Annotated in this window: 13 protein-coding genes; 4 read left to right on the forward strand and 9 right to left on the reverse strand. The window is 36.4% G+C overall.

The window, feature by feature from the left end:
- Positions 1-24: 24 nt before the first annotated feature.
- The 9 genes from ORI89_RS09250 to ORI89_RS09290 all read right to left on the reverse strand — a co-directional run bounded on the left by ORI89_RS09250 (position 25) and on the right by ORI89_RS09290 (position 9379).
- Positions 25-825 (reverse strand): hypothetical protein, encoded by an 801-nt coding sequence (locus tag ORI89_RS09250; protein WP_268230179.1) that lies wholly within the window; start codon positions 823-825, stop codon positions 25-27.
- 507 nt (positions 826-1332) lie between these two features.
- The gene (gene atpG, locus ORI89_RS09255; protein WP_268230180.1) at positions 1333-2217 is read right to left on the reverse strand and encodes an ATP synthase F1 subunit gamma; all 885 of its coding nucleotides are present in this window, start codon (positions 2215-2217) and stop codon (positions 1333-1335) included.
- A 47-nt stretch (positions 2218-2264) separates the two neighbouring features.
- On the reverse strand, positions 2265-3839 hold the full coding sequence (gene atpA / locus ORI89_RS09260; protein ID WP_268230181.1) for a F0F1 ATP synthase subunit alpha: 1575 nt from the start codon (positions 3837-3839) through the stop codon (positions 2265-2267).
- 54 nt (positions 3840-3893) lie between these two features.
- Positions 3894-4439, reverse strand: a complete 546-nt coding sequence (locus ORI89_RS09265) for a F0F1 ATP synthase subunit delta (RefSeq protein WP_268230182.1) — start codon at positions 4437-4439, stop codon at positions 3894-3896.
- Positions 4440-4467: 28 nt separating this feature from the next.
- Positions 4468-4962 (reverse strand): F0F1 ATP synthase subunit B, encoded by a 495-nt coding sequence (locus tag ORI89_RS09270; RefSeq protein WP_268230183.1) that lies wholly within the window; start codon positions 4960-4962, stop codon positions 4468-4470.
- 116 nt (positions 4963-5078) lie between these two features.
- Complete coding sequence (gene atpE / locus ORI89_RS09275) at positions 5079-5288, reverse strand: ATP synthase F0 subunit C (protein ID WP_268230184.1); 210 nt, start codon at positions 5286-5288, stop codon at positions 5079-5081.
- Between the two features lie 27 nt (positions 5289-5315).
- Positions 5316-6485 (reverse strand): F0F1 ATP synthase subunit A, encoded by a 1170-nt coding sequence (gene atpB / locus ORI89_RS09280; protein ID WP_268230185.1) that lies wholly within the window; start codon positions 6483-6485, stop codon positions 5316-5318.
- A 424-nt stretch (positions 6486-6909) separates the two neighbouring features.
- A complete protein-coding gene (locus ORI89_RS09285; RefSeq protein WP_268230186.1) occupies positions 6910-7137 on the reverse strand; it encodes an AtpZ/AtpI family protein in 228 nt (75 codons plus the stop codon).
- 13 nt (positions 7138-7150) lie between these two features.
- Positions 7151-9379, reverse strand: a complete 2229-nt coding sequence (locus tag ORI89_RS09290) for a helix-turn-helix domain-containing protein (RefSeq protein WP_268230187.1) — start codon at positions 9377-9379, stop codon at positions 7151-7153.
- Positions 9380-9511: 132 nt separating this feature from the next.
- Here ORI89_RS09290 and ORI89_RS09295 point away from each other — a divergent pair, with 132 nt between their 5' ends.
- The 4 genes from ORI89_RS09295 (at position 9512) to ORI89_RS09310 (ending at position 14849) form a co-directional block, all read left to right on the forward strand.
- The gene (locus ORI89_RS09295) at positions 9512-10018 is read left to right on the forward strand and encodes a phosphoheptose isomerase (protein WP_268230188.1); all 507 of its coding nucleotides are present in this window, start codon (positions 9512-9514) and stop codon (positions 10016-10018) included.
- 163 nt (positions 10019-10181) lie between these two features.
- Entirely contained in the window at positions 10182-12044 is a 1863-nt protein-coding gene (locus ORI89_RS09300; RefSeq protein WP_268230189.1) for a DNA topoisomerase IV subunit B, read from the forward strand.
- 62 nt (positions 12045-12106) lie between these two features.
- Positions 12107-12949: a formyltetrahydrofolate deformylase gene (gene purU, locus ORI89_RS09305; RefSeq protein ID WP_268230190.1), complete on the forward strand. Its 843-nt coding sequence runs from the start codon at positions 12107-12109 to the stop codon at positions 12947-12949.
- A gap of 109 nt (positions 12950-13058) precedes the next feature.
- Positions 13059-14849, forward strand: a complete 1791-nt coding sequence (locus ORI89_RS09310; protein WP_268230191.1) for a hypothetical protein — start codon at positions 13059-13061, stop codon at positions 14847-14849.
- Positions 14850-14896: the final 47 nt, after the last annotated feature.

Raw genomic sequence — 14896 nt, forward strand, 5'->3', positions numbered from 1 at the left:
CCTGATAAGTAAGACCAACACATTTTAGAAGGCATAAGACATCGCTAATTGAGGAGACATATTTAAGTACCTATGGTAGGTAAAAGAAAAATCTACAGTCCATTTACCATCTGCAAATCCACATCCTGCAGTATATTGTAAAGGTCCCGAGCTCGCACCTGTACGCATGCAGAACAAAGGAGTAAAGAAATAACTGACCCCTGCTCTATACAATATATCCGTCGAAAAATCCTTTACCACATCAGCAGCAATATGTATATCGGAACTTATTTTATATAAGAAGCCTATTCCCAACTCACGCTCTAAACGTTCATCTACCGTTGTACTCAACCTACTATTCCCTATATTTTTAAAGAGAATGGCTGTCTGCAAAAAATCAGTCCACTTATACATGAAAGACAAATCTGCCGAAAATGTAGACTCACTTTGGTATTGTTTAACTGCATAAAGATGGTGGTTAGCTGACAAAGATGCCGTTATAGTATTTCCGAAATTTTTAGAATAAGAAAGACTTGTGCGCACAAAACTATTTAAATCAAAAATGCCGTAGTTTACAAGAGCTAATCCTACAACAGAATTATTTTTTAGTGGCAAACCCAACAAAATTGCTTGTGTTGCAATATCAGTAGCTAAAAAGTGTTGTTGATACGCCCCTGCTATTGTCGCTGACTTAATATCTACAGCCCCCACTGGATTATAAGCTAATGCAAACACACCCGATTGGGCTAAACTGGCTCCCCCCATACCTTGAAAAGGAGCTGGAACAATATGTTGCGCTGACAACTGATAAGAGGTCAGCAGCATCACTAACAACCTGATTATCATGCTTAAAATAATTAATTAGTATAACTCAATAAAAGCTTTACTAAATAGGAAGCATAATAATAAAGTAATATAGAACTAGTCTTAGTTATATAGTGTCTTAAAAAAAACAGTTTATAAATTATTAAACAGCGATTTTCAATCTATCAACAGTATAGAAGGAGTTTTGAATAAAAATAAAATTTTTAATAAATGAATTGCTTTTATATAAAACTTAAAAATGGAACGACCATTTGTAACACAAAACAGCAGAAAATAAGATAATTGCGTTTTACTTCTTACGTAAAATTCGTCAAGAACCTTCTTTTTAATCAACTAAAAAACAAAAGGTTACTAGACAACAAAAGTATAAATCGAGATAGAAAACCTCTTATTTACAATATACTCTCCAAGAAGAAAAAATGTTTGATCAAAAAAATAAAGGACTAATTAAAATCCCTTTTTAAAAAAGTTTAATAAAAAAAGGCCTTCAATATGTTGAAGACCTTTTTTTATTAATACGGTTAAATATTAACCATTCGACAAAGCCGCCGCACCGGATACAATCTCAGAAAGTTCCGTTGTAATAGCTGCCTGACGCGCTTGGTTATAGGATAATTTGAGATCACGCAATAAATCTCCTGCGTTCTCTGTTGCTTTATCCATAGCTGTCATACGTGCTCCATGCTCTGACGCATTCGAATCCAATACAGCTTTATATAATTGTGTTTTAATAGCTTTAGGTATTAGCTCTTCAATTATTTTTTCCTTTGAAGGCTCAATAATATACTCTACTTCTGTAGATTTAGCATCTGCTTCATTTTCAGGCGGCAACAATGGTAAAAGCTGTTCAGAAACAAGCTCTTGCATAGCTGCGTTTTTAAACTGATTATATACAATTTCTACACGATCAATTTCACCAGCTTTAAACTGATTCATAATTGATTCTGTAACTTTAGAAACGTCTAAAAAGTTTAAGTCCGAATACAAATCATGATTATTACCAATAACATTAAAACCACGCTTTTCAAAAAAGTCATGTCCACGCTTACCTATAGCTACTATACTAAGGTTTCCACGTGCATGTTGCTCGGCATACTTTCCAAATATCAGATTATTCGCAGTTTTAATAGCATTGGCATTGAAAGCACCTGCTAGACCTCTATTAGAGGTCATCACAACGATCAAAACCTTAGTAGGCTCACGATCTTGCGTATACGGCGAGTCGCTACCTTCTACAGAAGCAGAAACCTGTGCTAATATTTCTCTCAGTTTCTCTGCATACGGGCGCAACTGTACAATTGCATTCGTAGCACGTTTCAATTTAGCCGCAGCAACCATTTTCATTGCTTTGGTAATTTGCTGCGTTGATGTAACCGAGGTTATTCGATTTCTTACTTCTTTTAAATTTGCCATAATTTCAGAATAGTAAGTGTCTTTCAACACTTACTTTTAAATTCTAATTAATATTTTGCTGCTAATTCTTTAGCTACTGTATCTAATACATTTGTTAACTCATCTGTAAATTTACCAGCTTTCAATGCCGATAAAACTTCAGGATGACGCTGCTCAAGCTGAGTTAAATACTCTTCTTCGAATTGGCGCACTTTATCCACAGGCACAGTACGGAACAAACCTTTCGTACCTGCGTAAATAATCGCAACCTGCTTATCAACAGCAACTGGAGAATACTGTCCTTGCTTTAGAATTTCTACGTTACGTATACCCTTATCAAGAACGGCCTTTGTTGCCGCATCTAAATCAGAACCAAATTTAGCAAATGCCTCAAGTTCACGGAACTGAGCTTGATCAAGCTTCAATGTACCCGCTACTTTCTTCATTGATTTAATCTGCGCATTACCACCAACACGAGATACTGAAATACCTACGTTAATAGCTGGTCTGATACCTGCGTTAAACAAGTTAGACTCTAAGAAAATCTGACCATCCGTAATAGAAATTACGTTTGTTGGAATATATGCAGAAACGTCACCAGCTTGTGTCTCAATAATAGGAAGAGCAGTTAATGAACCACCTCCTTTTACTAAATGCTTAATAGATTCTGGTAAATCGTTCATGTTACGAGCAATATCATCAGACTCATTGATTTTAGCAGCTCTTTCCAATAAACGGGAGTGCAAATAAAACACATCACCTGGATAAGCTTCACGTCCTGGTGGGCGACGTAGCAATAAAGAAACTTCACGATATGCTACAGCTTGCTTAGACAAGTCATCGTATACGATCAATGCCGGACGGCCCGTATCACGGAAGAACTCACCAATTGCAGCACCTGCCATTGGAGCGTAAAACTGTAAAGGAGCAGGATCTGCTGCAGAAGCAGAAACAATTGTTGTATAAGCCATTGCTCCTTTTTCTTCCAAAACACGTACAATGTTAGCTACAGTAGAGTTTTTCTGTCCTACAGCTACATAAATACAATATACCGGTTCACCTGCATCATAAAACTCTTTTTGGTTTAAAATAGTATCAATACATACAGCTGTTTTACCAGTTTGACGGTCACCAATAACTAACTCACGTTGTCCACGGCCAACAGGGATCATCGCATCAATAGCTTTAATACCTGTTTGAAGTGGTTCAGTAACCGGCTGACGATAAATTACGCCCGGAGCTTTACGCTCGATAGGCATTTCGTACGTCTCGCCAACTATTGGTCCTTTACCATCTATAGGCTGTCCTAACGTGTTTACAACACGTCCTAACATACCTTCACCTACTTTAATAGATGCAATACGCTTTGTACGTTTTGCTGTATCTCCTTCTTTAATATCGTCTGAAGAACCTAAAAGTACAACACCCACGTTGTCTTCTTCTAGGTTTAATACGATACCTTCTAATCCGTTATCAAATTCAACCAATTCACCGGACTGAACTTTGGTTAAGCCGTATATACGTGCAATACCGTCACCTACAGTAAGTACGGTACCTACTTCTTCTAGTTCGGCTTCTGATTTAAAGCCTGACAATTGCTCTCTAAGAATTGCCGAAACCTCATCTGGTCTTACCTCTATCATGTTGTTATTATAAGGGGTTTTTGATTTTATTTCTTAACTCATATTAACCAAGTATTAAATACCTTGGCTAACAAAATGTTTTTCTAATTTATTCAATTTACCTGCAATACTTACATCTATCTGTCTGTCACCTACACGCACAATAAACCCACCTATCAACGTCGGATCGACAATATTTTTCAAGATAACCTGTGCATTAACCTCTTGTGTTATTTTATTTTGCAGTTCAGCTAAATTTGTTTCTGATAACACAGTAGCTGATGTAACAGTAGCTTTTACAATTCCCTTTTTCTCATTGTATTCACGAATAAACTCTTCCATAATATCAAGAAGTATATTCGATCTACCTTTTGAAACCAAAATATTGAAAAAAGCTACAATTAGCTGATTCGCTTTATCTTTAAAGATAGCAGCCAAAATATTCTGTTTCTTATCAACAGCAATAATAGGGTTTTTAAGCACAGCCAATAGCTCGGAGTTAGATTTCAATATCGAGATCACTGCCTCAACATCTGACTTAACTGCATCCAAATTATTCTGTTCTTCTGCTAGCTCAATAAGTGATTTCGCATATCTAGATGCTACTGTAAAAATTGACATATTACTAATTTAAAACTTGAATGACCAATTAATTTAACCTCACGTCTTTTAGCAAGTCGCCTACATAAGCTTCTTGTTTAGATTGGTCTTCAAACTCTTTTGTTAAAACTTTACGCGCAATATCCAAAGATAGTGAAGATACTTGATTCTTAACCTCGGCTAAAGCTTTGTTCTTCTGATCTTCAATCTCTCTTTTTGCGTTTTCTATTAGCTTACCTCCCTCAACCTGAGCCTGCTCTTTTGCTTCGGCAACAATTTTATCTTTCAGCTCTTTTGCTTCTTTCAAAATAATATCACGTTCCTCACGAGCTTGCTTTAATAATTGCTCATTTTCGTTTGTTAAACGAGCCATTTCCAATTTTGCTTGTTCGGCAGCCGCTAAAGCATTCTCAATATTACTTTCTCTCTCTTTGATTGCGGAAAGTACTGGCTTCCAAGCAAATTTAGCTAAAAGAAATAATAAAATTAAAAAGCTAATCGTATGCCAAAAGACTAAACCAATTTCAGGAATTAATAAATCCATATGATGCTTATATAAGTTATATGTATATTACTATTTATATTTTTTCAACTTTAAAATTAATTAAAGAACCTGTTGGCAACCCCAAAACAGGTTCTTTAAAAACAATGTGTATCTGATTATCCGTTAGAAATCATAGATACAACCACAGCAAATAACGCAACAGCCTCGATAAAAGCAGCAGCGATTAACATTGCAGTTTGGATTTTTGATGCTGCTTCAGGTTGGCGAGCTATAGACTCCATTGCAGATGCTCCAATTTTACCAATTCCTAAACCAGCTGCTAGAGCTGCTAAACCCGCTCCAATTGCGGCTAATGTACCAGTCATATTAATATATATTAGTTAAAAAAAATCTTAATGTTCACTACTCTCATCAATAGCCATTCCAATAAACAATGCCGATAAAATCGTAAAGATAAACGCTTGTATAAACGCAACTAACAATTCAATCAAAGCAATAAAGATCGTAAACAATACTGAACCACCAGCAATCACACTCGCATTAAATAGGAAAGGCAAACATAATAAACAAAGCACTAAAATATGCCCTGCAGTAATGTTTGCAAAAAGACGAATCATCAAAGCAAAAGGTTTCGTAAATACACCTATGATCTCTACAGGAATCATCAACGGTTTCAGCCACCATGGAACTGGTGGGTTAAATATATGTCCCCAATAGTTTTTATTACCATTAAACAAGATAATGATCATGGTAAAAACTGCAAAAACCATAGTTACTGCAATATTACCTGTAACGTTTGCCGAACCTGGAAAGAAAGGAATCAACCCTAAAACATTTAGAAACCAAATAAAGAAGAAAACGGTTAATAAATAAGGCATGAAACGTTCATATTTATGTCCTAAGTTAGGAATAGCAATTTCATCACGAACAAAAAGGATTAATGGTTCGAAGAATGACTGAACCCCTTTAGGTGCTTTTCCTGCATTTTTCTTATAACCTCTAGCCACTGCCGTAAAAACAACAAACAGTAAAGCTATTGTAAACAGAATAGTGAAAACATTTTTAGTAATCGAAAAATCTAAAGGACGAGCATTTGATAGCTTATGGTCTTCATTATAGTTAACATATGCACCCTGTGAGTTTGTGATATCATCAGCATAATAAATCTTACCATGATACTTAACAAACTTCTGTCCTTTCTTCTCTACAATTTTAGTAGCATCATCATTACGTTCAAATTCGCTAGACGAAAAAGTGACAATACCATTGTCGGTATATAGAATCACTGGCAAGTACAAACCTACCCATTTTACTTTACCCTCAGCATCACCACCCCAAATTGTAAACTCATGAGAATCGCCGATGTGATGAAAAATAAATTCAGTGATATTAAATCCTTTTTTCTCTTTAGTACCAATTTCCTCATTAGTGACCTCAATTGACTCATTTTTGCTATCGTGAGCATACAAATTTGAAGAAAGAAAAAAGAAAGAAGCTAGAAAAACGCACAAAACTGACAAAGTCCTGATTCTTCCTGATGTTAAAAAGTGGCTTAATTCCATTTATACTGTGTTTTTACCTATTTTATTTTGCGTCGCAAAATACGTAACAAAATGATAACTTCAAAACACGACATTAATAAATATATACAAAAAAAATTCAGACCTAAAATCACTCGATTTTCATCAGGAAAACGATACATAACAAAGATAAAAAAACTAAGAGAAACAATCATTTTAATCGTCATCCCACCTAAAATACCGACAACACCTAGCTCCGAATTATGCATCATACCTAAGTACGAAACTGTAAAAGCTAAAGCCGTTACAAGGAATAAAAAAACACACAACTCAACATAGTAATTGCTTAAAAAAATAAAGTCAGTATAATTTTGTAAAAGGAGGATTCCCCCAAACACTAATAAACTACTCCCAAGCAGCAAAGTACTAAACGAAAAAATATCTCTAAGCTTCTCCAATTAATATTTTATTTAGATTTCTTCTCTATTCTTTGAATTTGTTTCACAAGCTGATACAGGGATATTAATAAGGCAAATAAAGTAAGTCCAATGGTACCCCATTTATTATTTATCTTAAAACTATTATCTAACCACGCCCCTCCCCAGTACCCTACAAAAACTATCACAACCATTTGAAAAGGTATACCTATCCAATTCACATTTATTCTTAGCTTTGTCCTTTTATCATCTTTCATTACACAAAAATAATTAATTACCTTTGAATTTTAGCTCAACAACACGCTGACCAATTTTTATATCCGGATAATCAAAATCGTTACCTAATATCATTTTGAGTTCGGAGGATGATTTCTCTGGGTTACTTTCAATCACTTCCACTATTTTCTTAAGTTTAGCTTCATCGATCAACTCTTCCGCATCAATATCTGTACCCACAAAATTAATTAAATGCCCATATATTGTACCTGATACCATGTCTCTTTTCTTAGCTATCTCATCGATTGTCAAGCCATCCATAAACATATCTAAGGAAATTGTTTTGGTATCTTTCGTAATATCTTCATCATCCGATACCCGAACAGAACTATCTTTAGACTTCTCCAAGCGATTCACTTCATCCACTACTGTAGATAGGTCTCCGCTCTGTGTTAATATATCTGCTATCGTTAAGCAATGATTTAGCTGTTCTTTTTTTCGTCTAAAGTCCAACAGTAACGAGCGGAGCTCATCCACATATTTTTTTGTCCTCTTTTTTATTTTCCAATCTTCAATATGCTCCTGTGTTGCTAACAACACCTCCACATCAAACTTAGAAAGAAACCAAGCGACAGCGGATTTTGTACGGTCACAAATCTTATCATAATCCAGTGCCTGTTTATCACTTAGCATCGCATACAATTGTGTGATAAACTTATTAGCGACCTTCTCTTGCTCTTGTAGCACACCTAGCATCTTCTCCAAATACAGCAATGCTTCGGCCTTGCTATCAATATTACGCGAAGACAATGATTCTTTAATTTCAGAGGTTCCTTCCACTAGAGCATTCCAACGAAAACTTTGCAGCAAAATTTGTCCTAAATAGTTTCGTTGGCATATCTGTAATATTTCATCAACTTTCCCTTCCGAATTCATCCGCTGCATAAAATCTACCACTTGCCCATCTGTCCGTATAGAATGCATAGGTATTTTAGATTTTAAAACTAAACCTTCCAAACTCGTCAATCTACTCAATGCAACATAAACTTGACCTGCTGCAAAAGAAGTCCCAGCATCAATCACTGCTTTATCAAATGTTAACCCTTGACTCTTGTGTATTGTTATCGCCCAAGCTAAGCGCAATGGGAATTGCGAAAACGTCCCCATCACCTCTTCCTCTATCTTATCTTCCCCTTTATTATACTTATAGCGAATATTCTCCCAGGTCTCTCTTTTTACGATTACATCGTCAGAGCCATCTGCAAAACCTACCACCACTTGATGTTTATCTAAGTTCAGTTCCTTAACTGTCCCGATCTTTCCATTATAGTATTTTCTATCCTCACCACTATCATTTTTAATAAACATTACCTGTGCATTAACCTTTAGTGGCAAAACTTCATCCGCTGGAAAAGAAGAATTTTGGAACTCATCTTTTACAACAGCTTTCACATTATGCATTGTGCCCGCTAATTGCATCAATCTTTCTTGATTTATGCTTTCGGCCAACTTATTATGTGAAGTTAAAGTAATATACTGTTCATTATCTGCTGGCTTAAAATCTTCCTGATAGTGTGCATTTAACAACTCTAAGTCTGCTGCGGTACAGTTATTATTTCTGATATTATTCAGCAGCCTGATAAAATCACCATCGCTTTGTCTATATATTTTATTGAGTTCTAATAAAACAGATGGATTTTCTCTTAACACTTTGGCATCAAAGAAAAAAGGACTGGTATAATGCTCTCTTAAAACCTGCCACTCATGATCGCGCACAACAGGTGGCAACTGATACAAATCACCTATAAATAGCATCTGAACACCGCCAAAGGGTCTCATATCCCGTCTAACCGACTTCAAAATAACGTCAATAGCATCTAGTGTATCTGCCCTTACCATCGACACTTCATCAATAACCAGCAGCTCCAGCTCTTGTAATATTGCTCGCCGTTGTTTTGTCAGCTTAATAGTTGAGAACAATCGACTTTTATTATAAATATGGCTGTCTTGCTCATCCCATTTCAACTCATAGTTTTCAATAAACGTCCCGAAGGGCAGCCAAAAGAGAGCATGCAACGTTGTTCCACCAGCATTCATGGCTGCAACACCTGTCGGAGCCGTAATAGCCATTTTTTTATATGAATTTTCCCGTATATATTTTAAAAAAGTTGTCTTTCCTGTCCCCGCTTTCCCTGTTAAAAAAATCTGTTGATTAGTTTGATTAACAAAAGATACAGCTTGCATAAACGCTCTATTATGTTCGTCAACTTTTGATACTGCCATTGAATTTTGCTCCTTTTTTTAGTATAGGCAAAGATATAAATATATAATCTTTGTGAATAACCTTATATCGAATCTCATTTTTTTTATCTTATTTTTGAATAAAAATAAACGACTTTTAAATCATAAACAGAAATGGCAGAATATATTGACAAAGGAGAACTATTCAGTCAAATAGAACAAAGCTTGACTTCGCAGGGTTTTACGATTGAAAACATAGATCAAACACGACCGTGGGGAGGTTTTTTTGTAATAGATGAAACACAGGCGCAAAAATTTGCAGATCATTACTTTAATGGTTTAGATACTCAAAGTTTAAAAATATCAGAAAAGCTAAGTCCAAAAATACTAGTTGTAGCTCCACAAAAGAGGCTATCTTGGCAATACCATCACCGCCGTGCAGAAATATGGTGCGTAACACAAGGAGAAGTGGGTGTCATTACCAGTAACAACGATGATGAGAACGAGCTTAAAAGATTAAAACAAGGAGATGTTATCCGTCTTGAAAAAGGCGAACGTCATCGTTTAATTGGCTTAGAATCATACGGTGTCGTTGCAGAAATATGGCAACATACCGATACCAACAACCCATCTGATGAAGATGATATCACTCGTATACAAGATGACTTTGGACGATCATAGCCGTTAAACCGGGCTTACTCTGTCCATTATTATGTTAGTTATAACATATTATTAATTAACAAAAACATCCCTTAGCCAAAAGGAAAAACACCTCTTTGTTTATTAGGATATTTATTTTTATATTTTTGCTTGTACTTAGCAATATTAATTTTAGATAGAACGCATGACAACATATAATGAAGATAGTATACGGTCGTTAGATTGGAAAGAGCATATCCGCCTACGTCCAGGTATGTACATCGGTAAACTGGGAGACGGTTCTGCCTATGATGATGGCATCTATGTATTGTTAAAAGAAGTGGTGGACAACTCTATAGACGAGTTTGTAATGGGGGCAGGAAAGACAATTGAAATCACTGTTCACGATAATAAAGTTTCTGTGCGCGATTATGGAAGAGGTATCCCTATTGGCTCTGTTGTCGATGTGGTTTCTAAAATAAATACGGGAGGGAAATACGACAGCAAGGCATTCCAAAAATCTGTCGGCTTAAATGGTGTAGGTACCAAAGCTGTAAACGCACTATCCAACCAATTCACAGTACAATCCTATAGACAAGGTGTGACAAGAATTGCGCAATTCAGCCGAGGAGAACTTGTAAGTGACGAGCAGAAAGACACTACCCAAAGAAATGGAACTTCAACAAGCTTCTATCCTGACGATAGTATTTTCAGAAATTACAAATTCCGTTCAGAATTTGTAGAAAATATGATCTGGAACTATGTGTTCTTAAACTCAGGACTAACTATTAGCTATAATGGGCAGAAATTTGTTTCGGAAAATGGACTAAAAGATCTATTAGAAAGAAACATTGATAATGAAGCCATGCGCTACCCCATTATACACCTAAAGGGGGAAGACATAGAAATTGCATTAACCCACGGGCAACAATATGGTGAAGAATATTATTCTTTTGTTAACGGCCAGCACACCACACAGGGCGGTACGCATCAAGCGGCCTTCCGAGAAGCTTTAGTAAAAACAGTTAGAGAGTTTTACAAGAAAGAATATGATGCTGCAGATATCCGTTCGTCGATAATAGGTGCTATTGCCATTAAAGTACAAGAACCTGTTTTCGAGTCGCAGACAAAAACCAAATTAGGATCGCAAAGCATCGGCCCCGACGGACCGACCGTTCGAACGTTCATCAATGACTTTCTAAAAAAGGCATTAGATGATTATTTACATAAAAACCCAGACACTGCAGATGCCCTATTAAAACGCATCCTACAGTCAGAAAGAGAACGTAAAGATATAGCTGGCATCAAAAAACTAGCTAATGAGCGTGCAAAAAAAGCATCCTTACATAACAGAAAGCTACGTGATTGCAAAATACACTTTACGGACAAACATGAACGCAATCAGGAAACCACTCTATTTATAACGGAAGGGGATTCTGCGAGTGGTTCGATTACAAAATCCAGAGATGTCCAAACACAAGCCGTTTTTAGTTTAAAAGGAAAGCCACTAAACTCGTTTGGGATGTCTAAAAAGATAGTGTATGAAAACGAAGAGTTCAATTTATTACAGCATGCATTAAATATTGAAGACGGACTAGATGGCCTACGATATAATAACATTGTAATTGCCACAGATGCCGATGTGGATGGTATGCATATTCGTTTATTACTTTTAACTTTCTTTTTACAATTCTTCCCCGATCTAGTAAAAGCCGGACACGTTTCTATTTTACAAACCCCATTATTTCGGGTGCGAAATAAAAAAGAAACAATCTACTGCTACTCAGATGAAGAACGGCAACGTGCAATAGCAAAATTAGGAGGTAAGCCAGAAATCACTCGCTTTAAAGGTCTGGGTGAAATTTCACCTTCTGAGTTTGGCCTATTTATCGGTAAAGATATTCGTCTAGACCCTGTAATCTTATCAAAGGAAAACAAGATTCCACAGTTAATGGAGTATTACATGGGGAAAAATACGCCAGAAAGACAAAAGCATATTGTTGAAAACCTGCGTATAGAAGTTGACTTAGAGGAAGAATTAGCGCAAGCAATTCCTGCTGCCATATAAAACATTTACACTTTGCTCAAGGCTTAAAATAAGCCTTGAGCAAAGTTTTCTGATTAAAAACCATGACCAACCAAACCTTAATTTTAATTCAATGCCGTGATGCCATTGGGCTCGTTGCACATGTATCCAGTATCATAACAAAACATCAGCTCAATATTACTACTATGCGCGAGTATGTAGATGATGTTAATCAGCAGTTTTTTCTGCGTGTGGTATGCAATGGTATATCGCCCAATATAAGTGATCTGGAAAAAGATCTCCAAGAGCATCTACCTGCAAATGCTACTGTACGCATCAATCCGCCGCATCAAAAAAAATTAGTCATCCTAGTGACCAAAGAGTACCATTGTTTAGCCGACATACTCGTACGACACTTTTTCAAATCACTAAATGCTAGTGTACTTGCCATAATAGGCAACTATGATCGACTTCAAGGTTTTTCAGAAAAATTTGACATACCTTTTCACCTTGTTTCACATGAAAACAAAACAAAAGAGCAATTTGAGGCCGAGCTAATCCAAGCTATCTCACCCTATGACACGGATTATATCATCCTTGCAAAATTCATGCGAATACTTTCCCCCTCTTTTGTGGCTACGTTTGAAAATAAATTAATCAATATACACCACTCTTTCCTTCCTGCATTTATCGGCGCAAGCCCTTATCGCCAAGCACATACGCGTGGTGTAAAAATAATAGGCGCAACAGCTCACTTCGTGACAAATGACCTCGATGAAGGCCCTATTATTGTCCAACAAACAAAACGAATTAACCACAGCTACGATGTAGCCCGACTGATTACGGCTGGGCAAGAAATTGAAAAGGCAGTACTAAGTGAAGCCATACAACTACTCACCGAGGATAAAGTAATGTTACACGGCAATAAAACGGTTGTATTTGAGTAATCTTCCCTTATCTTTTTTATTCAAATGATATAAATCATCTTTTTTAGCCAGTACAATTACTTTATAAAGGTCTAATTATCTTTTCCTTTGTAGAAGATACATTAACCACATGAAGCACTTATTTCATATTCCCGTATTGGGTTTGGCGTTTTCTATTGACTCTGCTGTGAAAGTAGCGAGGTATGGTATATCAAGCACTTTATCAATTGTCGATGACGAACTTATTGAACGCATGAGACTCTATTATTCAAAAGAATACAACTACCAAACCTCTGCCATCACAAAAAAAGAAGAAGACTTTAGGGCCAAACGCATCACAGCTTACTTAGACCTCCTAGCTTTAATTATAAATAAACAGATTCAAGACCTCAAAAAAGAAGACTTTGTAGCAGGCACTGATCTAACAAAGTACTTTGAACTTTTACCTGAAAGCACAGAAGAAAAGCAACTGTATAATAGCATGCTATTGAGCGATGACATACAAGTGAAACAAAAACTGCAAGACACATTACGTAACCTTGTTAGCCCCGGAGCTATCGACGTAAACATCATGTCAAAGCTTGATAAAGTAAATTACGATAAAGATGGGCAGGAGTTAGACGCAGCATATTGTGATGCAGTTGCTGCCTTAAGAGGCTTTGCTAACTCTAAATTAAACTCATCTGTCATACTTTCTGCGGGAATGAACCCGAGACTCTATAGCCAGCTTGCCGAATTAAATGCTTTCAAACCGGATAAAGATGGTCTATTACCAAAAAAAGTCATCTTAAAGGTCTCCGATTATCGTTCTGCGCTAATCCAAGCTAAATACCTAGCAAAAAAAGGCGTATGGATTTCCGAATTCCGAGTCGAATCTGGATTAAATTGTGGGGGGCATGCTTTTGCTACAGATGGATATCTCCTTGGTCCAATTTTGGAAGAATTCAAACAAAAGAAGCAAGAGTTAATTAATGAATTATCAGCCACGTACCTCGCATACTGGCATGAAGAAGGCAAACAACTTAAATCTGCACCTAAAATACGGTTTACCTTACAAGGGGGCATAGGTACAGCAGAAGAACAAAACTTCTTACTCCAGCATTATGAATTTGATGGAACGGGTTGGGGTTCCCCTTTCCTACTCGTACCCGAAGCCACAACCGTAGATGATAACACGTTGTATGATTTAGCGCACGCTAAAGAAGAGGATTTCTATATCAGCAACTCTTCACCTTTAGGTGTTTTGTTTAATAACTTTAAAAAGAGCACTGCTGAAGCTAAACGTCTGGAAAGAATAGAAAAAAAACGTCCAGGCAGTCCCTGTTTAAAAAAATACCTGGTCGCTAACAAAGAGTTTTCAACCCAACCTATCTGTACCGCTTCAAGGGAATATCAAAATAAAAAGATATTACAACTTAATGAGCTCAACCTCACGGATGAAGCGTACAAAAAAAGCTTCGACGAAATAACAGAAAAGACCTGCCTTTGCGAAGGTTTAGCAACCGCAGCATATATTAAATACGATATTGCAAAGCGAAAAGAAGACACTTCAGTTTCTATCTGCCCTGGGCCGAACACGGCCTACTTTAACGGCATATATTCGTTAAAACAAATGGTAGATCATATTTACGGCCGCGTAACACTTAATTTAGCGCCTCACAGACCGCACATGTTTATTAATGAACTACAACTCTACATTGAATATTTTGAGCGCTTCATAACTACAAAAGTCAATGACAATAAACAGCTTAAATTTGCAGAAAAGTTCAAAAATCAACTTTTAGATGGCATAAGTTACTACTTCTCTATATTTGATAAATTGAGTACTTTTCAAGATTTTAAAGAAGATAGCTTCTTAAAACTATTGCGAGAGAAAAAACAAAAATTAGAGCTCGCCGTACTACCATCTCCTTTAATTTAAAACTACAAACTACTCCATAAAAAAAGGTTATTTAACCATACAGTTGA

Source organism: Sphingobacterium sp. UT-1RO-CII-1, from assembly GCF_026711005.1.
In the GTDB taxonomy this organism is placed as follows: Bacteria; Bacteroidota; Bacteroidia; order Sphingobacteriales; family Sphingobacteriaceae; genus Sphingobacterium.